The organism is Serratia sp. BNK-12, from assembly GCF_047456085.1.
Lineage (GTDB): Bacteria > Pseudomonadota > Gammaproteobacteria > Enterobacterales > Enterobacteriaceae > Serratia > Serratia liquefaciens.
In genome coordinates, this window is sequence record NZ_CP179896.1 from 5,015,317 (window position 1) to 5,039,518 (window position 24,202).

Sequence of the window (24,202 nt, forward strand, 5' to 3'; positions counted from 1 at the left end):
AGATAAGGCAGCTTAACACGGGCGACAGGTCGCGCCATGAGGTCCCGCTACCTTTCAGTCATTTCCTATGACAACAGCCATTCATTCTTATTCCAACGCTTCTGTCTGCCGTTTAAACAGTAACAATGTGCGAACGACGAAACGCCGACCGCAAATAAGATGAATTCTCAGTAAGCCATGAAAATAACTTACGTTTCCATTTCTGTTACTTATCGTATCTGCCAAAAGCAAAAAACGCCACGACTAGGCGTGGCGTTCTCTGAATTTTTTACTCAATTATGAGCGCATCGTCATTTATGAGCGCTTCATCATATCGAAGAATTCATCGTTGGTTTTGGTCATGGCCAACTTGTTAATGAGGAATTCCATTGCGTCAATTTCGCCCATTGGGTGAATAATTTTACGCAGGATCCACATTTTCTGCAGTTCTTCAGACGTGGTGAGTAATTCTTCTTTACGGGTACCGGAGCGGTTGTAGTCAATCGCAGGGAATACGCGCTTCTCGGCGATTTTACGCGCCAGATGCAATTCCATGTTGCCAGTACCTTTAAACTCTTCGTAGATAACCTCGTCCATTTTTGACCCGGTGTCGACCAGCGCGGTAGCGATGATGGTCAGGCTGCCGCCTTCCTCAACGTTACGTGCCGCACCGAAGAAACGCTTGGGACGATGCAGGGCATTGGCATCCACACCACCGGTCAACACTTTACCGGAAGCCGGTACTACGGTGTTGTAGGCACGCGCCAGGCGAGTGATGGAGTCGAGCAGGATGATAACGTCTTTCTTGTGCTCAACCAGGCGCTTGGCCTTCTCGATCACCATTTCTGCAACCTGGACGTGGCGGGAAGCCGGCTCGTCAAAGGTAGAAGCGATAACTTCGCCCTTAACCAGACGCTGCATCTCGGTAACTTCTTCCGGACGTTCGTCAATCAGCAGAACCATCAACACGCAGTCTGGATGGTTGTAAGCGATGCTTTGTGCAATGTTCTGCAGCAGCATGGTTTTACCTGCTTTCGGCGGAGCAACAATCAGACCACGCTGACCACGGCCAATCGGCGAGGCCAGATCCAGCACGCGAGCCGTCAGGTCTTCGGTTGAACCGTTACCGCGTTCCATCCGCAGACGGGAGTTGGCATGCAGTGGGGTTAAGTTCTCGAACAGGATCTTGCTGCGGGCGTTTTCCGGTTTGTCGTAGTTAACTTCGTTAACTTTCAACAGGGCAAAGTAGCGCTCGCCTTCTTTTGGCGGACGAATCTTACCGGAAACGGAGTCACCTGTACGGAGGTTAAAACGGCGGATTTGGCTGGGGGATACGTAGATGTCGTCGGGGCCTGCAAGGTAGGAGCTGTCTCCAGAGCGGAGGAAACCAAATCCATCCTGCAATATCTCCAACACGCCATCGCCGAAGATATCTTCTCCACTTTTCGCATGCTGCTTAAGGATAGAGAAGATAATGTCCTGCTTGCGCATGCGGGCAAGGTTTTCCAGCCCCATATTTTCGCCGAGAGTAATCAGCTCAGAAACCGGCGTATTCTTTAATTCGGTAAGATTCATAGTGGTGGGTTCTTAAACTCGGGGTATGTCTCGAACTTGTATCGTGAATGGTATGGCAGCGGGATATATCTTTCGTCTTTCTGGTGGTTGCCTTGGCCTTCCTTGCTTACCCCGCCACTTAGCGGACTAAGCTGCAGAGATTCGTTCGGTTGCCGACGGGCCACACCTTGAAATCCTTTGGATATTCGTGCCTGTTTACTGGACGTTCGATCGCCGGGCGCTGAGCCGTCACGGTAAGAAATGGCTTACAGAGGACGCGCGCATTGACGGTTTAAGATCGAAGGTACCTTAAAATTGATTTTGCAAAACCGTTTGATTGTTAAAACACGGGCTGAGTTCATTTTTTCTTTCAACGCCAGCGGTTCAACACAGAGTAAAGCTTTAGATTTAGACTCTTTAGATTTAAAACTTCGGGCAAGTTCTATATGCAGTATGGTTAAACTTAACACGCTTCTTGGCAGGCGTCTAGCGGTGAATTGAACATCCCCGCTAGACGCCTGTATATCCCCGCAGTCTCTCACTTCGTGGCTTTTTTACCGCGACGTCAGACCCCTTGGGCATAGGGCATCCCGCCCGATTACAGATTCGCGTTAAGGAAATCTTTGAGCTGGCCTTTGGACAGCGCACCAACCTTGGTCGCGGCCACTTCACCGTTCTTGAACAGCAACAGCGTAGGGATACCACGGATACCGTACTTAGGTGCGGTTGCCGGGTTTTGGTCGATATTCAGCTTGGTGATGGTCAGCTTGCCTTCGAACTCCTCGGCAATCTCATCCAGAATCGGAGCAATCATCTTGCACGGTCCACACCATTCAGCCCAGAAATCGACCAGGATTGGCCCTTCAGCTTTCAGCACGTCGTTTTCGAAGCTGCCGTCAGTCAGGTGAATAATTTTATCGCTCATGTTCTACTCCAAAGGATTGTGTCTACCTTGTTGGTGTAGCATTAACCAACCTAAGGTGACTTTATTTCACCGGATACGCTTTCGTAAAGCAATAGTTAGCTGATATTCTACCACACTATGAGCAAAACACACTTGACCGAACAGAAGTTTTCCGACTTCGCCCTGCACCCGTTAGTCCTTGAAGCCCTTGAAAAGAAAGGGTTTCAACATTGCACGCCTATCCAGGCGTTAGCATTGCCGCTCACGCTCTCCGGGCGTGACGTTGCAGGTCAGGCGCAAACCGGTACCGGAAAGACGCTGGCATTTTTAGCGTCTACTTTTCACTATTTGCTTTCTCACCCGGCGAAACAGGATCGCCAGACCAACCAGCCGCGCGCCTTGATCATGGCGCCAACGCGTGAACTGGCGGTACAGATCCACTCCGACGCGGAAGCCCTGTCCCAATCCACCGGCCTGAAACTTGGCCTGGCGTATGGCGGCGACGGCTACGACAAACAGCTGAAAGTGCTGGAAAGCGGCGTGGATATCCTGGTCGGTACTACCGGTCGTTTGATCGATTACGCCAAACAGAACTATATCGATCTGGGCGCAATTCAGGTCGTGGTACTGGATGAAGCCGACCGTATGTACGATCTGGGCTTTATCAAAGACATTCGCTGGTTGTTCCGCCGCATGCCTGCGGTCGATCAACGCCTGAACATGCTGTTCTCTGCCACCCTGTCCTATCGCGTACGCGAACTGGCTTTCGAGCAGATGAACAACGCTGAATATGTCGAAGTGGAACCGGAACAAAAAACCGGCCACCGCATTAAAGAAGAGCTGTTCTACCCTTCTAACGAAGAAAAGATGCGTCTGCTGCAGACGTTGATCGAAGAAGAGTGGCCAGACCGCTGTATCATCTTCGCCAACACCAAGCACCGCTGTGAAGACGTCTGGGGCCACCTGGCCGCCGATGGTCACCGCGTAGGCCTGTTGACCGGCGATGTGGCGCAGAAAAAACGCCTGCGCATTCTCGACGATTTCACCAAGGGCAACCTGGATATTCTGGTCGCCACCGACGTCGCCGCTCGCGGTCTGCACATCCCGTTGGTGACGCACGTATTCAACTACGACTTGCCTGACGACTGCGAAGACTACGTCCACCGTATCGGTCGTACCGGCCGTGCTGGCGAAAGTGGCCATTCCATCAGCCTGGCCTGCGAAGAGTACGCGCTCAATCTGCCGGCGATCGAAACCTATACCGGCCACAGCATTCCGGTGAGCAAGTACAACAGCGATGCGTTACTGACTGACCTGCCTGCGCCGAAACGCCTGGCTCGCCCACGCGGCGGCAACGGTCCACGTCGTAACTCAGCGCCACGTCGTGGCGGTGCGCCGCGCAACAACCGTAAACGTTCAGGCTGATAGACAATGCTCAGTTCCAGCGCACTTTATGCCGCTATCGATCTCGGCTCCAACAGCTTCCACATGTTGGTGGTGCGCGAGGTGGCCGGCAGTATTCAGACCCTGGCGCGCATCAAGCGCAAAGTGCGTCTGGCGGCCGGACTGGATCAGAACAACCTTCTGTCGCATGAGGCCATGCAACGCGGATGGCAATGCCTGAAGCTGTTCGCCGAACGCCTGCAGGACATCCCTCGCGAGCAAATTCGCGTGGTCGCCACGGCCACGCTGCGGCTGGCGTCCAATGCCGATGAATTCCTGCAGACCGCCGAGCAGATTCTCGGATGCCCGATCCAGGTGATCAGCGGCGAGGAAGAAGCGCGCCTGATTTACCACGGTGTAGCCCATACCACCGGCGGTCCGGACCAACGTTTGGTGGTCGATATCGGCGGCGGCAGCACAGAGCTGGTCACGGGGACCGGTGCGCAGGCCGCTCAGTTGTATAGCCTGTCGATGGGCTGTGTCACCTGGCTGGAGCGGTTCTTCACCGATCGTAATCTGGGGCAGGAAAACTTCGAGCGGGCCGAACAGGCTGCGCGTGAAATGGTGCGCCCGATAGCACCGCAGCTGCGTCAGCACGGCTGGCAAATCTGCGTCGGCGCTTCCGGCACCGTCCAGGCGCTGCAGGAAATTATGGTGGCGCAGGGCATGGATGAACGCATCACCCTGTCCAAACTGCGCCAATTGAAACAGCGCGCCATTCAGTGCGGCAAGCTGGAAGAACTGGAAATTGAAGGGTTAACGCTGGAGCGCGCCTTGGTATTCCCAAGCGGGCTGTCCATTCTGCTGGCGATCTTCCAGGAGTTGGGCATTGAAAGCATGATGTTGGCCGGCGGTGCGCTACGCGAAGGTCTGGTTTACGGCATGCTGCATTTGCCGGTCGAACAGGATATCCGCAGCCGCACCATTCGCAACCTGCAACGGCGTTATCTGTTGGATACCGAGCAGGCCGAGCGCGTCAGCCAACTGGCCGCCAATTTCTCGCAGCAGGTGAGCAATGAATGGCAGTTGGACGCTCGATGTCGCGAGTTATTGCACAGCGCCTGTCTGATCCACGAAATCGGCCTCAGCGTTGATTTCAAGCAGGCGCCGCAACACGCCGCCTACCTGATCCGCCATCTGGATTTACCCGGTTTCACTCCGGCACAGAAAAAACTGTTAGCCACCCTGCTACAAAACCAGAGCAACACCCTCGACTTGCCACTGCTGAGCCAGCAAAACGCCCTGCCGCCACGTACGGCGCAACGTTTATGCCGGATTTTACGCCTGGCGATCATCTTTGCCAGCCGTCGCCGCGACGACACGCTGCCTGCGGTGCGTCTGCGCGCCAATCATGATGACGAGCTGACGGTGATCCTGCCGCCTGGCTGGCTGGAGCAGCACCCGTTACGGGCAGAAGCGCTGGAGCAGGAAAGCCATTGGCAAAGTTACGTTCACTGGCCGCTGATACTGGAAGAGCAACGTTAAAATGACAAGGGCGCTAACCGCGCCCTTAGTCTGATGACAAACACCCGAAAAACGTGGTTTTCGGATGTTTGGGGGTAAATCAGAAGACATAATCCTTTGTTTTTATTAGCCCAAGGTCAGGACGTTTAACTGCAAAGGACTTTGTCAGCCATCTGAGGGCGCTAACCGCGCCCTTTCTTCTAGTTTCCGCCCTTGGCCTTGGCCAACTGAGCACGAATATTGGCCAGATGGCTCTGCCCTTTTTGCATCCTTTCCTGCGGACTGACCACTTTGCGCTCACTTTCCCACGCCAGGTCATCCTGCGGCAGTTCCAACAAGAAACGGCTCGGCTCCGGGCGAACCAACTCGCCATATTGACGACGCTCGCGGCACAGAGTGAAAATCAGCTCCTTTTGGGCGCGAGTGATGCCTACGTAGGCCAGGCGTCGCTCTTCATCAACGTTATCTTCGTCAATGCTGCTCTGATGCGGCAATAACCCTTCCTCCATCCCCACCAGAAACACATAGGGGAACTCCAATCCTTTGGAGGCATGCAGCGTCATCAGTTGTACCTGATCCAGCTCTTCATCGCTTTCACCGCGTTCCATCATGTCCCGCAGGGTAAAGCGCGTCACCACCTGGGTCAGCGTCATCGGCTCATCCAGCTCGCTGCCTTCCAGCATTTCCGTCATCCAGCCGAACAGCGTATTGACGTTTTTCATGCGCATTTCGGCGGCTTTCGGGCTGGGAGAGGTTTCGAACAGCCAGCTCTCGTAATCTACACCGTGGATCAGGTCACGCACCGCAGCCACCGGCTCGCGCTCCGCCAGTTGGGCGATGCCGTCCAGCCAGTGAGTGAAGCGTTGCAAAGACTCAAGCCCCCGTCCGGTCAGGTGCTGGCTCAATCCAAGATCAAAACTGGCACGGAACAGGCTTTTATTGCGTTGGTTTGCCCATTCACCCAGCTTTTGCAACGTCGCCGGGCCAATCTCGCGTTTTGGCGTATTGACGATGCGCAGGAAGGCGCTGTCATCATCCTGATTGGTCAGGACGCGCAGGTAGGCCAGCAGATCCTTGATTTCCGGCCGCGAGAAAAACGAGGTGCCGCCGGAGATCTTGTAGGGAATGCGGTTCTGCATCAGCATTTTTTCAAACAGCCGCGACTGATGGTTGCCGCGGTAGAGGATCGCATAATCGCCGTAGTTGGTTTTCTTCACGAAATGGTGAGCTATCAGTTCACCCACTACGCGCTCGGCCTCGTGATCCTCATTATTGGCGGTCACCACCTTCAGCTCTTCGCCATAACCCAGTTCGGAAAACAGCCGTTTTTCAAACACGTGCGGGTTATTGGCGATCAGAATGTTCGCCGCCTTCAGAATTCGCTCGCTCGAACGGTAGTTCTGCTCCAGCTTAATCACCTGCAGCGCCGGGAAGTCTTCCTTCAACAGCACCAGGTTCTGCGGGCGCGCACCGCGCCAGGAGTAGATTGACTGATCGTCATCCCCCACCACGGTGAAACGCGCACGGTTACCCACCAACAGTTTTACCAGCTCGTATTGGCTGGTGTTGGTGTCCTGATATTCGTCCACCAACAGGTAGCGGATTCGGTTCTGCCAACGCTCGCGCACCTCTTCATTGCGCTGCAACAGCAGGGTCGGTAACAGAATTAAATCGTCGAAATCCAATACGTTACAAGCACGCATGTGCGCGTGATACAGACCGTAGCAATGCGCGAACAGCTTGTCGCGTTCAGAGCGCGCCAGCTCCATCGCCTTCCTGGGATCGACCAGATCATTCTTCCAATTGGAGATGGTGGAAATCAGCTGCGCCACCAGCGTCTTGTCATTCTCCAGCCATTTTTCGGTCAGCTCTTTCAGCAGCGCCAACTGGTCCTGATCGTCGAACAGCGAGAAGTTGGATTTCATCTCCAGCGCGGCATATTCCCGCTTGATGATTTCCAACCCCAGGGTGTGGAACGTGGAAATCATCAAACCGCGCGCCTCTTTGCGCCCCATGGTTTGCGCCACACGTTCTTTCATCTCACGCGCGGCCTTATTGGTAAAGGTCACGGCGGCGATGTGTCGCGCCTGATAGCCACAATTATGGATCAGGTGAGCAATCTTGTTGGTGATGACGCGCGTCTTGCCGGAACCTGCACCGGCCAGCACCAGGCAGGGCCCGGTAACGAATTCGACGGCTTGTTGTTGGCTGGGGTTTAATCGCATGGCGCTTTATTGCTCGACTTTATAACGTGGAAGGGGATTGTAGCAGAAAGCGCCGATGAGATTTAACGGGTATAATCAGCGCAATTTCTGTATCGATAAAGGCAATACCATGGCAAAGACGGCGTGCGCCCTGCACATTCTGGTAGATAACGAAAAACTGGCTGAAGAACTGCTGGCCAAGCTTAAACGCGGCGTCAGTTTTGACACGCTGGCGCGCAAATACTCAACTTGCCCGTCAAAGCGCAACGGCGGCTCGCTGGGCGAATTCAACAAGGGCACCATGGTGGCGGCCTTCGATAAAGCGGTGTTCAGCATTCCGCTGCTGAAGCCCTACGGCCCGGTGAAAACCCAGTTTGGCTACCACATCATCAAGGTGCTGTACCGCAACTGAGTGAGGGGGCAAACGCCCCCTCAGCCGTTATTGTGCGCTGGTTTCCGGGGCCGGTGCGGTATCGGCCGGTTTGACCTCCTCCGACACCACGGCCGGAGCCGGAGACATAATGCCGTTATAGGTTTCCTGTAACTGCTTCATGCTCATTTCCGGTTCGCCCTTCGGCTGCATCAACACCAGCGTCGCATCCTGAGAAAGCTGAAGTTTCAGCTCCTGATTCAGCGCTTCCAGCGTCAATCCGCTCAAGAACTCCTGGCGCAGTTTCTGATACTGCTCCGGTGCGATATCTACGACGCCGCTCTGCTGTGAACGCAGGCGTTGGCTCATCAGCACGTCCGTATCGGTGCGGGCATAGGTCGCGAACAACTTGCTCAACTGATCGGTTTTCTGCGCCAGCAGGGCGTTAAACTCATCCTGCGACAGCCCGTTGTTACGCACATTAGCCAATTCGCGAGCGATAAAGCCCAGGCTGTTGTTCAGGTTGTTATTCGGCGTGTCGAGATGAATTGCGCATTGGGCACGCTGGTATTGCACGCGGCAATCAAAGCCCAGATGCAGGTTTTTCTGGTCACTCTTTTCCAGCACCTGCTGGAGATGCCAGAACAGCGCCTCGCGGGCCATATCTCCACGCCAGTAGCGGCTCAAATTCTGCGAATCGCGGATCGGGTGCCATGGCGCATCCCACATGATCGACAGCGTATCCTGCTTGACCTGCTCGCTGATCAGGCTGACCGGCTGCGGTGGCAGCGGCGTCAGCGTCGGCATGGTGGCCGGCGTTTCACGCTTGCCTTTCAGCGGCGAGAAGGCCTTGTTGATTTGTTCGCCCAGGCTGCGGCTGTCTACCTTGCCCACCACGTACAGCGTCATGGCGTCCGGGGTATACCATTGCTGGTAGAATTTTTTCAGTTGATCGACATTCACCGGTCGCTTCGGTGGCTGGGCCGGATCGTGCGCCAACAGCGTCGAGCCTTTCAGGCGGTATCGCCACCAGGCATCTTTCGGGTTCGGCGGGAAAGTGCCCACCGGATCGACATTGGAGTTTATTACCGCATGCACGGTATGCTCGTCGATCGCCAGTTTGCCGGTGGTGTCGGAAAGCCACGCCAGCGCTTCTTTCAGCAAGTCTGGGCGGTTATTCGGCAAGCTGAGATTATACATGGTGAAATCGTAAGAACTGATGGCCGGCGGCAAAGGCCGCTCAGGATCCACGCTCTGCTGCCACAGTGAACGCAACTGCGGTGGCGTAAAGCTTTCGCTGCGCGCTAAAGACAGGCGCGGCAGCAGATGGGCAAAGCCGATCTGCTGTGAGGACTCGACCAGCGAGCCGGTATTAACCATTAACCGCAGCTCTACACGGTCGCTCGGCCGCTGCGGTGTATCCAGTATCTGCCATGAAAACCCGTTGGCCAGTGCCCCCTGCTGCCAGGCAGGATCGGGTTGCAGTGCTTCGGCCTGCACGCTGCTGTTGGCTGCAGCCAACAGCAGCCCACCTACGATGAGATGAATTCTGGTGCCCTGCATGTGAACCCCTACTTAATGACTATCCAATTTCTTTATGCAAATGCGGATATTCCATTCGCCGGAATATTAGGCCATAACGCACAGCCTATAAAAACGCCCTGAGTTTCACGGTGGGGCGGAAAGCAGAAAGTGTACCATCGAGTTAGACCGCGCGCCTTTGCGGATGTCACTCATTAGGGTGAAAAATAATGGATAAGCGGTTTTTAAATGCAAGAAATCATTACGCGGGGGGATAAAACGTCACCGGCTGCGGCTGCAACCGGTGATTTGAGGATTAAATCAGGCTGAAGGCAGCGTTTTGTCGGCACCTGCCCCCGGCTTGTTGGACAGGGTGTCTTGCAGCTGTTTTTCGTCCAGCTGTTTACACCATTTAGCCACCACCACCGTAGCCACACCGTTACCGACCAGGTTGGTCAGGGCGCGGGCTTCAGACATGAAGCGGTCAATGCCCAGAATCAGCGCCAGGCCGGCCAGCGGCAGGTGGCCCACGGCAGAAATGGTCGCCGCCAGCACGATAAAGCCGCTGCCGGTCACGCCCGCAGCCCCTTTCGAAGACAGCAACAGCACCACCAGCAGCGTCACCTGATGCACGATATCCATATGGGTGTTGGTCGCCTGCGCGATAAACACCGCCGCCATGGTCAGGTAAATCGATGTGCCGTCCAGGTTAAAAGAGTAGCCGGTAGGAATAACCAGGCCCACCACCGATTTCTTACAACCCAGCTTCTCCATTTTATCGAGCATGCGCGGCAGCACCGACTCGGAAGAAGAGGTCCCGAGCACGATCAACAGCTCTTCTTTTATATAGCGAACGAATTTGAAAATGCTGAAGCCGTTGGCACGAGCAATGGAGCCCAGCACCACCACCACGAACAGAACGCAGGTGATATAGAAACAGGCAATCAACTGGCCAAGCTGCAGCAGCGTGCCCACGCCATATTTACCGATGGTGAATGCCATCGCCCCGAAGGCCCCCAGCGGCGCCAGACGCATAATCATATTGATAATGCCGAAAATCACGCGGGAGAAACTGTCGATCACGTTGAAGATTAACTGGCCTTTCTCACCCAGGCGGTGCAGGGCGAAGCCGAACAGCACGGCAAACAGCAACACCTGCAAGATGTTACCGCTGGCGAAGGCGCCGATGACGCTACCCGGAATGATATCCAGCAAGAATGGAATGATGCCCTGCTGCTGAGCCTGCTCGGCGTAGACCGCCACCGCTTTGGCATCCAGCGTACCCGGATCGATGTTCATCCCGGCACCCGGCTGTACTAGGTTGACAATCAGCAAACCGATCAGCAGCGCAATGGTACTGACGATTTCAAAATAAAGCAGTGCGATCGCACCGGTACGGCCAACGGCCTTCATGCTTTCCATGCCCGCGATGCCGGTCACCACGGTACAGAAGATCACCGGAGCGATGATCATTTTAATCAGCTTAACGAATCCGTCGCCCAGAGGTTTCATCTGTGCGCCAATGTCAGGATAGAAATGGCCAAGCAGGACACCCAGCGTAATCGCCGTCAGCACCTGAAAATAGAGGCTTTTAAAGATAGTGAGTTTCATATGGACATCCTTTGGGGGAAGACACGCACCAGGCGGTGTTATGGTTATCTCGCCTGTTCATCGCTTGCGCGGAAAATAACACCCGCCTAACAACATGGAAATAATTTGTTGCACCAATAGATACATGTTGATACGAATTTAAGAGCTGAAACGCGCCAGCCCGAATGCAAGGCTGTAAAGGATGTAACCCTTTCTTTGCACTAACGCAAAAGGGGTAGATAAAGCGGGGTATTTCAAGCCAGAGGGCCAGCGGGCAACGTGGATGCCGCCCGCCGCAAAAGGCTCAAGAGGGAAATCAGGCTGGCGGCGGGCAGAACTCGGCTTCAAATTCGCTGCGCGGCAACGGACGGGCAAACAAAAACCCCTGACCGCTATGAATACCGTGCTGCAGCAGCCAATCGCGTTGTTCGGCATTCTCGACGCCTTCGGCCATCACCGGCAGCGCCAGCACCTCGGAAATCGAACTGACGATGCGCACCATCGCGTCGTCCATCGGCAGTCCCTGAATAAAGCTCTTGTCGATTTTAATCAAATCTATCGGCAAGCATTTCAATCGATTGAGGTAATTGAGGCTGGAATAGCCCATGCCGAAATCGTCCAACGCGATGGAAAGCCCCAGATCGTGCAGTTCCCGCAGCAGCGCCAACGCACGATCGAGGTCGTCAATGCGCACCGTTTCGGTAATTTCCAGCAGCAGCTTGCGCGGGTCAATTCGATGCTGGGCCAGCAGGCTTTTCAGATGCGGGACAAAATTCTCATGCTGCATCTGGATTGGCGACACGTTTACCGCCAGCGGCAGGGTGATCCCCCGAGTCTGCCAATCCGCCAGGATGCGGCAAGCCTCTTCCAGTACCCAGTTACCCAGCGGCACAATCACCCCGAGCTCTTCAGCCAATGGAATGACGTCTGCCGGCAAGGTAAAGCTGCCGTCGTACTGCTGCCAACGAAGTAATGCTTCCGCGCCGATCACCGCGTTGGACTGCATATCTATCTGCGGCTGCAGGAACAGGGTGAAACGACGCTGCTCAATGGCATGCAAGATCTCACTTTCCTGCGTCAGACGCTTTTGGGTGCGTTCCGTCAGGCTCGGTTCGAAGAACAACACCTGATTTTTGCCTTCGCGATGCGCCGACATCATCGCCGAAGTGGCGCTACGCAACAGCTGCTCCGCGCTCTCCCCTGCGTTCAGGTAATGGGCGATACCGATACTGGCGCTGGGCCGCAGCGGCATTTCCTGCAGGCTCAGCGGCGCATTGATCTGCGCCATGATGCGGCGGGCCAACTGCATGGCGTGGAACGGCCGTTCAACGCCTTTAGCCAGAATGGCGAATTCGGTATTGCTTAACTGCGCCAGCACGCCGTTTTCATCAATGCATTCACGTAATTTCTTCGCCAGCGTCAACAACAGCGCTTCACGCATCGTCGGATTAAGTACGCCAGAGGCCTCGTGCAACGTTTCAATGCCGATTACCAGCAGATTGAAACGCTCGGGCCGCAGGCTGGAAGCAATGTGCTGTTCCAACAGCGCGGTGAACAGCGCCTGATTTGGCAACTCAGTGACCGGATGGCGAGTGCTCATGCGGCTCAGTTCGGCATAGGCTTTGGCCAGCCGCTGCTGATTGCGGTTGTAGTTACGCACCAGCAAGCCCAGCTCATCGTCCTGGTGCAGCGCCGGCAACATCAGTTGATGATAAGGCGCCTCTTCCTGGGAAATGTTTTCCAGCTCTTTGGCCATCGCGCGTAGCGGATGCACCATCAGCCGGTTCATACACCAGCTAATGGCGACCGACAAAATCAAGGCCAGCAGCAAATAGGTCGACAACATGGTCGACAGCATGCTGAGAATAAATTGATACATGCGGAACGAATCGGCCTGCAGCACCAGATAAGCCAATGGCTGCGGGTTGGCCGGCACGCGTTCCAGCGAATAGAGAGGAACGGAAATCTGGATCGGCAACTCGAACAGGCGGGCGATCATTGTCGGTACCGGACGTTCCGGCGGGAAGTTGGCGTGCAGTGCCTGAAATTCGTTCGGCAGCACGATATCCGCGCGCGTCAGGATCCCTACCGGCAACAGCGTATTCAGCACCTTCTTCGTTTCCGGCACGTCCATGCGCAGCACGGCTTCCGCCAGCGGCTGGCGTACCGAATGAGCGATATTTTCCAGTTGCTGGGCATAGTCATCCCTGCGCTGCTGCACAAAATGGAATAACTGGATCACGATAAAGATACAGATCGTCACCAGCGCCACACCGGACACCGTTGCCATCTGTTTAATCGTTAATGAGCGCCTGACCCGCAAACCTGCTCTCCGCTAATTCGGGCTGAAATAAAAAAGGGATGAATAATACCCATCCCTTGAACCGGTCTGAGTATACTCGATTGTTGACTGTTTTTATCTCTTCATGCCCAGGGCAAAACCAAGAAAAACGAGGGTTTCAGTCTTTTCCTAATGAAAGGCTGCGCGCCACAGCCAATTGTGGGACACAGCCTGTACACAGGGTAGCAAAACTCCTCTGTGCCGACACTCCGAATCTCCCTCAGCGGGGTTACTTGAAGTCGGCGTAAGGCGTCAGCGGTTGCGGCGGTAAATCCAGGTCACCCTGCCAACCGGCCAGCGAATAGCGCAGATAAATCAAAGCGTGGCTCGGGGTATAGTCTTTTGCCTGCTGGATGTCGATGCCGGCACCGAGTGTCCAGTGCGAACTGAGACGCCGTTCGACAATCGCCCGCAGGGTATAGCCGACGCCGGAAGAAGAGCTGCCATCCTCGACGGCAAACTTGTCCGGCAGCGAATCCGGGATCAGCCCCTGCAGCGGGTAACGCCGCTGGCTGTTGGTTTTCGAATGGGACAACGACACCGAACCGCCCAGCTCCCAGGACCAATTATCAGTACGTTGGCGATAGTTTACCGGTATCGCCAGCGACATATATTGCTGCGGGCTGTAATAGCCCCCCTGACCGAGAGAATAACCGCTCAAATCCTTCTGGTAGTGCCACAGCATGGTGTTCAGACCGACGGTGACGCGGCGATTATCTTCGTTGATCAACTTATAGTAATAGCCGGCCATAAAGCGCTCACGCTGATTGTCTTCAACGTTTTTGCCGGTTAACTGATGTGCGCTGAGGTCGGCCCAGACACCGTGCGCTTCGCCGCGGTCGTAACTGGCGCTAAGGCTGACCCCAGTCGCGCGCACGCCGCCCCAGGTGGTACCGGTATTTGGGTCCTTGGTGCCGCCGAACGCCAGCAATGAGCTGGAAATGGGACGGCGCGAGGCCGCCAACGTCCAACCAATGTGGTTCCAGTCATTGCTGTAGGCCAGTCCACCGACCCAGTCAACCACCTCAAAGCCCATTGGTGTGGTGCCGATATCCCCCGCCCAGCGATCGTTTTTCCATCCCACGGCCACGCTGGTGCCGGTGGTTTTCTGACGCTCATCGCCGCTGCACCCCTGAGTATTGCAGGTACCGAAGGTTTCGTAATATTTGCCGCTGCCGTCGGTGGAGAAGCTGCCGGCATCCAACTGTACGGTATCGGAACGGAAAAACGCCCGCCCGTCATACCACGGCATATCGACCTGTAACATGGTGTCATGCGCTTTGTAATCGGAGATGCCACCCGTGCCACTGGAGCTCCAATAATCATGGTCGAGGGTGACATTCACGTCTTGCTGGCGGTACAGATCCGCCGCGTCCGAACGAATGCCCCGTTTAAGCCAGTCATCTGTCGGATTGTTGCGCGTCAGGTAGGTGTAACTGTCGTTATCCTGCGGCACACTCGGGGCAATACCGCTGGCGACCATCGCCTGTTTATAATCCTGCTGGGCCAGCACCGGCTGCTGTTGATCACGTTCGAGCCGTGCCGCATCGCGATAAATCAGCGCCTTCGCCTGGCTGGGTGGCGCTAGCTGCGCCGTCGTTTTCAGCCGGGTAAAAATCTCGGTCGCTTTTTGCGATTCACCAACGGCATACCAGGCGTTAGCCACCCGCCGCCCGCTGTTGTCTGATTCGCTCGGGTCCGGCGCGGCGGTTTGCAGCCGCTGACGTGCTTCACTCAGCTTGCCCTGCGCTACATAGGCTTCTATTTCACCCAACCTGGCATCCGGGTTGTTCGGCTCACGCGTCCGTACGCGCTGATAGTCAGCCAGTGCGGCGTCATATTCACCGCGCGCCAGCGCCCAGTCGGCCAACTGGAGATCAATGCGGGTATCCGCCGGCTGGCGGCGCAGATAAGCCACCGCCCCCGGCTCATCGCCCGCAGTACGTAACCGATCGGCATGTTCCAGCGTCGCCTGCATCTTCGAGCGCTGCGCCAGTTCGCGCATATTGTCGTTCCACTGCGCGGCGGGCAGGGTATTCAGCTGTGCCAACGCCTGAGTATCACGATCGCTGCCGGAGAGATACAGCGCATAGGCGTATGCCAACTGCGGATTCGCACGCTGTTTTTGCGCCAGTCGACTGAACAGAGCATCTGCCTGTTCCGGCTGCCCGGCCTGACGCAGCGTCTGCGCATAGTGGTAAGTCAGCCAGACGTCATCAGGATCCATCTGCTGGGCACGACGGTATTTCTCCGCCGCCTGATGCCACTGCTTTTGCTGTACGAGCTGGTCGGCCTGCTGCTTGAGCATATCGAGCTGCAAACCCTCCAGCGTGCTGCGCAGCTTGTTTTGCTGGCCGCGTGGCAGGCTGTTGAGATAGGCCAGCGCCTTTTCCGGCGACTGGCGCTGATAAATATTCACCAGACCGCGTACCGCACTGCCGCTGCCGGGATCCAACCGCAGCGCCTGCTGGTAGAAACGTTCGGCGGCAGCATCATCTTTACGCGCCACCGCAACGTCGCCCAAGCCAATTACCGCACTGCTGTCACCGTTGTCTATCTGTCGCGCCTGTTGGTATTTTTGCTGTGCCAGCACCAAATTACCGGCTTTCAGCGCCTTGTCACCTTCATCCACCGCCAGCCAGTAACTGTTGCTCTTGATCAGGCTCTGCCATTTACTGCTGCCGTAGCCGCTTTTATCGGCCTGCAGGGCCTGACGAAACAGGCTCAGCGCCTGTGGACGATTACCGACGCGGGAATAGGCTTGCCCAAGCGCGCCCAGCACGTCGGCGTCGTTGGGTGAAGCCGCCAACGCTTTTTTCAACTCTGGAATGGCGGCACGACTGCCGCCCTTGTCCACCTGCGCCAGCCCGCGCACCCGCGCCTGGTAGGCAGGATCCGACAGCAGCGCCTGCTGCCGGGCCAGTTCTTGTCGGGCGCTGACCGCCTGATCGCCGGTTTCAAAAACGCCAAGAAAACGGTTAAGGGCAGCAACGCTCTGCGGACTGACCGGCATCGCTTTGACTTTCTCCAGCCACAGATCGGCGGCATCTCCGCGTCCGGCAGGATCGGCAGCTACTTTCTGCAAAAGATCATAGGCCTGCGCGTCGCGGTCTTGGCTAAATAGCATCCGCGCCAGCGACATGCGCAGCGGCACGTTGCCGGAATATTGCTGATCCAGCGTCTGTAACTGTTTCAGCGCCGCGGCTTCCTGCCCCGGCAATCGCGCGACCAACCGCCAGTATTCCACCGCCAACTCCAACGTCGGCGGATCGCCGTGGAACAGCTCGTCATACTGCGCTTTCGCCTCCGGCAAACGCCCGGCGGTCGCCATCAGCCGCGCCTGCTGCAGCTTTTGGCGGGTTTCCGGCTGGGTAAGCAGCATGTTCATTTCCGCCTGCCGATAGCTACTTGACTGCGGCGCAATCTGTTTCAGCTTATCCAACTGCTGCTGTGCCAATGCCAAATTGCCCTGTCGCAATGCCAAACGCATACGCGCGGAAATCACCTCTGGGTTATTCGGATCCATCAGTTCAAGCCGGTAGAGCGACTGGCGAACCAACTCATCTTTGTTGCCGGCCTCGCCAACCCGCACCTGCTCCAGCAGCCATTGTTCCGGCGCAACGGTTTCTGCTCCCTGCGCCTGTGGCAGCATCGCCAGGCTTAAAGGCACCAGGCCCAGCCAGTTTATTCGGAAGTTACGCATTGGCCGCCCCAGGAGGGTTGAAGTTCACCCTGCCGATTAAAACGATAACGTTGTTGATCCCATCCCTGACCAAACAGCGCCAACGAGGCGCTGAAATAGGCCCGATCGCCAGGCGGGTTTTGTTTGATACGTTGGCGCTGCACCTGCAAGGCCTCTGGCTCGTGCGCCAACATCGGCAACATCGACGCCGAGAAACCCACCGGACCATCGCCGTGGGTTTTACCGCTGGCAGTGTCGGTTTTCTCCGGCGGCACGCCTTGCTGAGCCGTTAGCTGCGCCATAGGTTGCAGTTGCTTGAGCAACGCCGCCTTATGTTCATCGTCGTCCGCCAGCATGCCGGCCCACAAATAAACCCGGATGGCGTCATAACTGCCGATATTCGGTTTGACGGTATCCGGTTGCCAGCCTTTGCCGACCTGCCACACCACCCAGTCCGGCGAAAAGCCGTGCGGCGCGGTTTCCAACCACAACCGCTGGTTGGTTTGCTGCATCTTCCGCCATGGGCCATTCAGCACGGCAAAACGTGCCAGCAGTTGCGGGGGTAAATAGCTCGGATTGAGGCGCCAGCGATCTTCCGCCACGAAGCCGACTTTGCCCGGTAACAGCATCAACCCCAGCCCCGGGATATCCGCCACTTCTTCACGAGCGATACGTTGCAACAACAGGGTGCCAAGGGTTTGATAACGGCGACTTTTCCACAACCGACCGGCTTCCAGCAAATTGTAGGCAATCCACAGGTCGGCATCGGATGCCGAATTGCTGTCTAGCACAGTCCACTGTTTTTGTTCGTTTTCGCCCCACAACCAGGCGGGCAAATGCGCACTGAGGTCGCCCGCGGCCAGATTGTTTTCCGTCCATGTCAGCAATTGATCGAAAGCAGGCCGATCGTTTGCCACCAGCGCGAAGAACAGTCCGTAACTCTGGCCTTCCGAGGTGGTGATTCGGTTAGGACTGCTCGGATCGATCACTCGTCCCTGCTCACTGATATAAAACTGTTTGTACTGTTGCCAGGCCGGCCATTCACAGGCTGCCGCCGCGCTGAATGCGCACAGCAGCAGCATGCCGATGGTCAGACGCTTCAACCTCGCAGGCATGGCAATCAGTCCCGGTCTTCAGGTGACAGGCGACGGCGGCTGAAGGCCTTCAGGCCACGCCATAACATCAGCGCCAGCACCACCACGACCACCACGGCGATCACCGCCAGCCACACCGGATGGGTCGACAGCGCGTGCCAGATACGCTCCCACCATGGCAGATGGCCAACATAATAAACGTCGCCCACTCGCAGACTGTTCACGCCTGATTCACGGATCACCGCAACCGAGCCAAACACTGCGGCACGCTTGCCGCTGTCCAGCTGCGCCGTGTTCAACAGGTCGTAACCCCGCGCGCTGTCCGCCAGCAATGCCACAATGCTGCGCTGAGCGTTAAACGGCGACTGCACGCCGATAATTGCGGCCATCGCCCCTTCAGAACTGATGGTGGTTTTGCTGTCCGGCTTGGTGTCTTCTGCCAGCACGTCCATGGTCGGCAGCGGCAACTGCCGGGTCGGTTGTTTGACCCAGCTCTGGGTGGCGTCCACCAGCAGGCTGATCTTTTTATCGTCCTTCAGCTCCGGGGGAATAGTGCCGATCATCAAAATATCGGCATCCCGATCCTTGGCCTGCGACCAGTCGTCACTCAGCGTCATCGCCAACGCCGGGTAACCGGTTTGCGCGCCAATGATGCCCATCGCGTTCAGCAAAGCGCTGACCTGCGCCGGTTGCGGCTGCTTGTTTACCAGCACCAGCGTTTGCGACAAATCGGCCAGGCGGCTGAAAGGGAAACCGGCATTGGCAAAGGCCCGCAGGTCCGGCATCGCCATAAAGTGACGGTAACCGGAGAAATCAATGGTCGATGCGCCGTCGATCACCGCATGGTTAGCGGTAAAGGAATAGGTTTCGCAACGCCCTTCCGCGCCGCTGGACAACAGCGTGGTGTAGTCAAAGTCGAAACGCAGTTGGTTGGTCGCCCCCAGACGCAGCGCCGGAATATTGACGTTCTTGTCCGAATCGATCAGCCCCTGGGTCAGTGGCAAGCGCAGCAACTGAGTACCCTGCTCATGCTCCGGCACCAGCGAGTAAGCCTGCACGAACTGGTTGTTCAGGCTGACGCTCAGCCGCGAACCGTCCTGAATGCGCGGGGCGGTATAGCGGTATTTCAAGTGCATATCGATGCCGGTACTGCGGATCAGGAACAGGTCCGGCGGCAAATTCATGGTCAACGAAATGGGGCCCGGCTCGATACCGCTGGTTTGCAATTGCTCAGCGTACTGCTGCAGCTCGGCGAAGGTCATCGGCCGATCGGTGCGCACCCAGTTAGGCGCATCATAGGGCTGACGCGGAGCCAGCTGTTCGACCTTGTCCACCGTGACGTTTTGGCCACGGAACAGAATATTGCCCTGCGCGATACCTTTCACCGCGGTGATCAAATCGTTGTCATCGCGCCCCTGCACCAGCAGCAGTTTGATGTACGGGTTATCCGGATGGCTTATCATCTCCACCGTCGGCCCGTTGACCGCCGGATAATCCCGCAGGAAATCCGGACGCTGCTTGTTGGTGGCGAAGACGATGGCGTGCTGTTCCGGCAGCTTGTTGTATAGCGTCGGGAACGACTGACCGCGCCACTGTGCTTTGCTGCCGAACCACGAAGCCAAAATGCCTGCCGCGCGCTGCTGAGTGATATCCGGCTGGCCAGCAAACACCATCGGCAAAATCAGTGGGCGGTTGTCGCGGCTGTCGAAAAACGGCTCCGGGAAATGCGACAGTTCGTTCTTCACCGGCAAGGTCTGGAAGCGCAGGTTCAACGAGCTGGATTTACTGACTTCCAACCACAAGGTCGTGCTGGCCGGGTTTTCGCAAATGTTTTGGTAATGGCCAACGAACACCAGCCGTACGCGGTTAAAATCGGTGATATAGCGAGGATCTATCGCCATTTGGATGCGATTTGGTTTACCGAGCTGCTCTTTGGCAAGGGTCGTCACCCCCATCAGCTCATCATTAAGGTACACCTTGACGTGCGATTCCACCGGGATCAGCGACGGTGACGGCGTAAACTCCAGATCAAGCATCGCCTGCGACACCACCTCATCGCTGCGCACACCGAATTCAACCTGGCCATCCGGCCGGGTACCGCGCAGGGTAAAGGTCCCCGGCGGCGGAGCAATAGTGGCGAACGGCAACTGCACATCACGAACCGGCGCATTCGGATCCACCGGCGCGGCCGATCCCATAGGGGTGGTGACCGACGCATCGGCGGGTATCGTCACCGGCGGCTGTCCGGTCGGCGCGGTGGCGGTTTCAGCCTGAGACAGGGTGCTGATGCCTAAGGCCAGGGCGGTAAACCAGGTTATTTTTCTCGTCATCGTATCATCATCAATGTTATAGCCTGGGGGCCAGGCGAGTGAGCGGGCGGTTTGCCTATACCACTGTCTCTTTTTGGCTGAAGGCCGGGGCTCTGCCAACGCCGTGTGGGATAAATGACACTACCCACGCAATCAGCGTCGTGAACCCGACCAGCAGGCGGCGCACCATCGGCGGTGCATAATCCGCCATACGTACGTAACCCCGGAAGCCCAGCGCCAGAACGTCGCGCAGGCTTTCGATCGGTTTATCTTCAGGGAACCCGTCCTGCCACAACGCCCAGGTATCGGCGCGGGCAAAGGTGCACTGAATAAAATCAATGTGTTCGCGGGTGGTCATGGAAACCATACGGATCCCCACCTTGCTGCCGAAGGCTCGGGTCACCACACACGGAAAGCTGTATTCCTGCTGCCCGCGTTTGAGCAGCAACGACACCTTGTCGCCATCTTTCAGCGCATCCGCTACGCGCATCTCAATGCCCACCCCTCCATCGGAATAATCGCGCAGCGTACAAGGGAACAGATGGCCGTCGGCACGAGCGATTGCGGCCGGCATCGCGATCTCTACCCGGTGCGCCTGACGCACCTGTTTGGCCTCTACCGCTACCGCCACCGCCCCACCGAGAATGGTCATGTTGTACAGCACCCACACCAGGCTGATGATCACCGTCATGACTTCATCGGTCGGGCCGTAACCCAGCCGCCAAACGCCGAAGAACAGCCCGGCCAGATTCAGGATCACCAGGAACATATAGGGCCGGGTGATCACCCAGTCGACGTGCTCTTCTTCCACCAGCCCGCCTTTGGCGGTGACGTTGAATTTGCCCTTGTGCGGATTGAACAGCGCCACCGTCGTTGGCCGGGCGATATACCAGGCCAATACCGTTTCGTAGATCTCGCTCCAGAAAGAGTGCCGGTATTTCCCCTGAATACGCGAGTTGGTCAGACTGGCGTGGATCATATGCGGCAACACATACAGCGCTATCGCCAGCGCCGGGGCGAAAATGATGTAGGCATGCAGCAACAGGAAAGCCAAGGGCGCGGTCAAGAAGATCAGCCGCGGAATACCGGACAAGAAGTGCAGCATGGCGTTGGCATAACATAACCGCTGCGCCAACTTCAGCCCCTTGCCTAACAGCGGGTTATCCAGCCGGAAGATTTGCACCATGCCGCGTGCCCAGCGAATACGCTGGCCAATGTGCGCCGACAGGCTCTCGGTCGCCAGCCCTGCGGCCTGGGGGATACGGATATACGCCGAGGTGTGTCCGCGGCGATGCAAACGCAATGAGGTATGGGCATCTTCGGTGACGGTTTCCACCGCGATACCGCCGATTTCATCCAGCGCACTGCGACGCAGAATGGCGCAGGAGCCGCAGAAGAAGGTCGCGTCCCACATGTCGTTGCCGTCCTGCACCAGGCCATAGAACAGCGTTCCTTCGTTCGGCGTCTGACGAAAACGCCCCAGGTTGCGCTCAAAAGGATCCGGCGAGAAGAAGTGATGCGGGGTCTGCAGCATCGCCAGCTTTTTGTCTTTGAAGAACCAACCCATGGTCAGTTGCAGGAACGAGCGCGTGGGTACGTGGTCACAGTCAAAAATCGCGACAAACTCGCCGGTGGCCTGTTTCAGCGCGTTGTTGATGTTACCGGCCTTGGCATGCTCATGAGTCGGCCGGGCGATATACTTAACCCCCACCTCTTCGGCGAACGCTTTGAATTCTGGCCGGTTACCGTCATCGAGGATGTAAATACTGACCTTCTCTTTCGGCCAGTCGATGCCCAGCGCGGCGTAGATGGTCGGCTTCACCACCCCCAGATCTTCGTTGTAGGTCGGCACCAGCAAATCGATCGTCGGCCAGGTTGCGCTGTCGGCAGGCATCGGCACCGGCTGGCGATTCAGCGGCCAGACGGTCTGGAAATACCCCAACACCAGCACCACCCAGGCATAGGTTTCCGCTATCAGCAGCAGCAGGCCGCAGGTCAGGCTGAGCGGATCGTCCCAGTTCAAGGTGGCGGTATAGCGCCACCACAGGTAGCGGCAGGAAACGGTCAGCGACAGCACGATCAGCATCAGTCCCGGCAGACGGCCTGGTACCCGGCGCACCACCATGGCAATGGCCCACAGCAGCACCACAAACACAAACTGCGCCGGCAGATCGAACGGTTGAGAAATACAGAGTATGGCGAGGATTGCCGCCAATACGCCGACAATAATAAACAGCAGACGGCGCATGCGCTGGCTCATCCGGCCAAGGCGCTCAACCGAACGCTGCTCCAGCCCGGCATTTTCCAGCCGCTGTGGCAGGGTTTGCAGCCACTGGGCGTAGCGCAATTGCAACCGCCGCCAGCCGGCGAAACGATGATGGGTTACAGGTGCACGATCGGTGCGGAACACCAGCAGCCACAACCCTTGCACCAGATAGCGCAGCGCGTCCGCCGGCCGCGGACGGCTGGAGGATAGATGGGGGAACCAATAGCTGCGCGCAGCCCGCAACCGTTGCCAGCCGGGGGATTCGAAACGCAGGAAAATCCAGCCCAGTGCCACCAGCAGCGTGGTGAAAAAGGCGGTAAACGCCGACGAACCGTGCCGTCGGTAGTTACGGTAACGCGTCTGCACCGCCTGATGGACCGGCGGCACCAGCAGCAGGTTCATCACCCGGCTCATGTCGGCGTCCCCTTCAGGTTAATCAGACACCAGTTAGCCAGCGTCAGCACTTCATCCGCAGCCAGGCTTTCCGGCCGATATTCCCCCAAAGGCTGTTTCACCGCCAGGGCTTCGGCCATCGCCTCATCGCGGTGGATAACCACCGGCAACAATCCCCCCAGCGTTTGCAGCCACAGCTGGTGTAAATCCTGCTGGAGTCGGCTGGCGGCGAAATAGTGATTAATAAGGAAACGGCAGCCTTGCGGCAACGCTTGCTGATGCAGCCGCACCTGGCAGTTTGCGTCCGGAGCAATCAGGGTAAAGACGCAATCTGCCACCGCCAGCACCGGCTGAGCCAGTGCTTCATCATCCGCCGGCAGATCCAACAGGATCCAGTTGTACTGCGCCGCGGCGTTTAGCTGCGCCAGATTGTCCTGCCAGCGGGCGGGCTGCTGCCGACAAGATTGCTGTACATTCACCCGTTCCGCCAGGGTGAGCTGGCCAAAGGGGAGAAAGTCGAGGTTTTCACAATAGCGCATCGCGCCCTGTTGCCAATCGCCGCCGGCCTGCTCGGCCCGGGCCCAACCCCGTGCCAGCTCGAATGGCATATTAAAATGCAGACGCAGCAGGTTATCCGGCGCAAAATCAATCGCCAATACCGACTCGCCCAGTTGCTGTAATGCCCACGCGAGCGCCGCGGTGACCGACGTCGCCCCCATCCCGCCTCGCAACCCCTGCAGAGCAATCACTGGCATAAACTAACGGCTCCCCGTGGTCTGCGCTAATTCGGCCAGCAGCGGCCAGTTGGCCATCATTTGCGTTAACCGCTCCTGACGTGCGATATCGACATAGCTTAATTTTGGCAGCGAAAATGCCTGACGAAGCGCCAGCAAGTCGTCCTGAGTTTCCGATGGCACCACTGCGTGAAAGCGCGTTAATTGATCATTCATTCTGCCGCCTCAAAAAAATAGGCTAATGTTAATTACTATAGCAACGCTAAAAAAAAGACATGGCCAATAAGATGATTCTCAACAAATATTAGTACATGGCTGGTTTTAATTTTTTTATTATTGTTCCCAATGACAGGA

General features: G+C 56.9%; 15 protein-coding genes. 3 read left to right on the forward strand and 12 right to left on the reverse strand.

Annotated elements, in window-relative coordinates:
* Positions 1-294: 294 nt before the first annotated feature.
* Both rho and trxA read right to left on the reverse strand, forming a co-directional pair.
* Positions 295-1,554 carry a transcription termination factor Rho gene (gene rho / locus ACMGG1_RS23450; RefSeq protein WP_004950874.1) on the reverse strand — a complete coding sequence of 420 codons (1,260 nt, stop codon included), beginning with the start codon at positions 1,552-1,554 and terminating at the stop codon, positions 295-297.
* Between the two features lie 577 nt (positions 1,555-2,131).
* Positions 2,132-2,458, reverse strand: a complete 327-nt coding sequence (gene trxA, locus ACMGG1_RS23455) for a thioredoxin TrxA (protein ID WP_020824748.1) — start codon at positions 2,456-2,458, stop codon at positions 2,132-2,134.
* Between the two features lie 117 nt (positions 2,459-2,575).
* Between trxA and rhlB the strand changes: the two genes are divergently transcribed.
* Together rhlB and ppx are read left to right on the forward strand one after the other, a co-directional pair.
* On the forward strand, positions 2,576-3,862 hold the full coding sequence (gene rhlB, locus ACMGG1_RS23460; RefSeq protein WP_020824747.1) for an ATP-dependent RNA helicase RhlB: 1,287 nt from the start codon (positions 2,576-2,578) through the stop codon (positions 3,860-3,862).
* A gap of 6 nt (positions 3,863-3,868) precedes the next feature.
* On the forward strand, positions 3,869-5,365 hold the full coding sequence (gene ppx / locus ACMGG1_RS23465; protein WP_020824746.1) for an exopolyphosphatase: 1,497 nt from the start codon (positions 3,869-3,871) through the stop codon (positions 5,363-5,365).
* 179 nt (positions 5,366-5,544) lie between these two features.
* Here ppx and rep read toward each other — a convergent pair whose 3' ends face one another.
* Complete coding sequence (gene rep, locus ACMGG1_RS23470) at positions 5,545-7,569, reverse strand: DNA helicase Rep (RefSeq protein ID WP_046374755.1); 2,025 nt, start codon at positions 7,567-7,569, stop codon at positions 5,545-5,547.
* 109 nt (positions 7,570-7,678) lie between these two features.
* On the opposite strand from rep, the gene ppiC reads away from it, so the two are divergent.
* Positions 7,679-7,960 carry a peptidylprolyl isomerase PpiC gene (gene ppiC / locus ACMGG1_RS23475; protein ID WP_041415145.1) on the forward strand — a complete coding sequence of 94 codons (282 nt, stop codon included), beginning with the start codon at positions 7,679-7,681 and terminating at the stop codon, positions 7,958-7,960.
* Positions 7,961-7,987: 27 nt separating this feature from the next.
* Here ppiC and ACMGG1_RS23480 read toward each other — a convergent pair whose 3' ends face one another.
* The 9 genes from ACMGG1_RS23480 to bcsR form a co-directional block, all read right to left on the reverse strand.
* On the reverse strand, positions 7,988-9,481 hold the full coding sequence (locus tag ACMGG1_RS23480) for a M16 family metallopeptidase (RefSeq protein ID WP_020824743.1): 1,494 nt from the start codon (positions 9,479-9,481) through the stop codon (positions 7,988-7,990).
* 279 nt (positions 9,482-9,760) lie between these two features.
* Positions 9,761-11,050, reverse strand: coding sequence for a dicarboxylate/amino acid:cation symporter (locus tag ACMGG1_RS23485; RefSeq protein ID WP_020824742.1), 1,290 nt, complete (start codon positions 11,048-11,050; stop codon positions 9,761-9,763).
* A gap of 295 nt (positions 11,051-11,345) precedes the next feature.
* Entirely contained in the window at positions 11,346-13,352 is a 2,007-nt protein-coding gene (hmsP, locus tag ACMGG1_RS23490; protein ID WP_116691469.1) for a biofilm formation regulator HmsP, read from the reverse strand.
* 247 nt (positions 13,353-13,599) lie between these two features.
* A complete protein-coding gene (gene bcsC, locus ACMGG1_RS23495) occupies positions 13,600-17,073 on the reverse strand; it encodes a cellulose synthase complex outer membrane protein BcsC (RefSeq protein WP_414161054.1) in 3,474 nt (1,157 codons plus the stop codon).
* Entirely contained in the window at positions 17,055-18,167 is a 1,113-nt protein-coding gene (gene bcsZ, locus ACMGG1_RS23500) for a cellulose synthase complex periplasmic endoglucanase BcsZ (RefSeq protein ID WP_048762510.1), read from the reverse strand. The genes bcsC and bcsZ overlap by 19 nt, the downstream gene beginning before the upstream one ends.
* A 5-nt stretch (positions 18,168-18,172) precedes the next feature.
* Complete coding sequence (gene bcsB / locus ACMGG1_RS23505; protein WP_414161055.1) at positions 18,173-20,476, reverse strand: cellulose biosynthesis cyclic di-GMP-binding regulatory protein BcsB; 2,304 nt, start codon at positions 20,474-20,476, stop codon at positions 18,173-18,175.
* Positions 20,477-20,531: 55 nt separating this feature from the next.
* Entirely contained in the window at positions 20,532-23,135 is a 2,604-nt protein-coding gene (gene bcsA, locus ACMGG1_RS23510; RefSeq protein WP_046374760.1) for a UDP-forming cellulose synthase catalytic subunit, read from the reverse strand.
* Positions 23,132-23,869 carry a cellulose biosynthesis protein BcsQ gene (bcsQ, locus tag ACMGG1_RS23515; RefSeq protein WP_414161056.1) on the reverse strand — a complete coding sequence of 246 codons (738 nt, stop codon included), beginning with the start codon at positions 23,867-23,869 and terminating at the stop codon, positions 23,132-23,134. Before bcsQ ends, bcsA begins: the two co-directional genes overlap by 4 nt.
* 3 nt (positions 23,870-23,872) lie before the next feature.
* Positions 23,873-24,064, reverse strand: coding sequence for a cellulose biosynthesis protein BcsR (gene bcsR, locus ACMGG1_RS23520; protein ID WP_128864821.1), 192 nt, complete (start codon positions 24,062-24,064; stop codon positions 23,873-23,875).
* Between the last annotated feature and the right edge of the window lie 138 nt (positions 24,065-24,202).

What these genes read in the sequence shown, in the direction of transcription:
- rho (WP_004950874.1), bottom strand. Translation starts at nt 1,554, where the DNA reads ATGAATCTTACCGAATTAAAGAATACGCCGGTTTCTGAGCTGATTACT.
- trxA (WP_020824748.1), bottom strand. Translation starts at nt 2,458, where the DNA reads ATGAGCGATAAAATTATTCACCTGACTGACGGCAGCTTCGAAAACGAC.
- rhlB (WP_020824747.1), top strand. Translation starts at nt 2,576, where the DNA reads ATGAGCAAAACACACTTGACCGAACAGAAGTTTTCCGACTTCGCCCTG.
- ppx (WP_020824746.1), top strand. Translation starts at nt 3,869, where the DNA reads ATGCTCAGTTCCAGCGCACTTTATGCCGCTATCGATCTCGGCTCCAAC.
- rep (WP_046374755.1), bottom strand. Translation starts at nt 7,569, where the DNA reads ATGCGATTAAACCCCAGCCAACAACAAGCCGTCGAATTCGTTACCGGG.
- ppiC (WP_041415145.1), top strand. Translation starts at nt 7,679, where the DNA reads ATGGCAAAGACGGCGTGCGCCCTGCACATTCTGGTAGATAACGAAAAA.
- ACMGG1_RS23480 (WP_020824743.1), bottom strand. Translation starts at nt 9,481, where the DNA reads ATGCAGGGCACCAGAATTCATCTCATCGTAGGTGGGCTGCTGTTGGCT.
- ACMGG1_RS23485 (WP_020824742.1), bottom strand. Translation starts at nt 11,050, where the DNA reads ATGAAACTCACTATCTTTAAAAGCCTCTATTTTCAGGTGCTGACGGCG.
- bcsC (WP_414161054.1), bottom strand. Translation starts at nt 17,073, where the DNA reads ATGCGTAACTTCCGAATAAACTGGCTGGGCCTGGTGCCTTTAAGCCTG.
- bcsZ (WP_048762510.1), bottom strand. Translation starts at nt 18,167, where the DNA reads ATGCCTGCGAGGTTGAAGCGTCTGACCATCGGCATGCTGCTGCTGTGC.
- bcsB (WP_414161055.1), bottom strand. Translation starts at nt 20,476, where the DNA reads ATGACGAGAAAAATAACCTGGTTTACCGCCCTGGCCTTAGGCATCAGC.
- bcsA (WP_046374760.1), bottom strand. Translation starts at nt 23,135, where the DNA reads ATGAGCCGGGTGATGAACCTGCTGCTGGTGCCGCCGGTCCATCAGGCG.
- bcsQ (WP_414161056.1), bottom strand. Translation starts at nt 23,869, where the DNA reads ATGCCAGTGATTGCTCTGCAGGGGTTGCGAGGCGGGATGGGGGCGACG.
- bcsR (WP_128864821.1), bottom strand. Translation starts at nt 24,064, where the DNA reads ATGAATGATCAATTAACGCGCTTTCACGCAGTGGTGCCATCGGAAACT.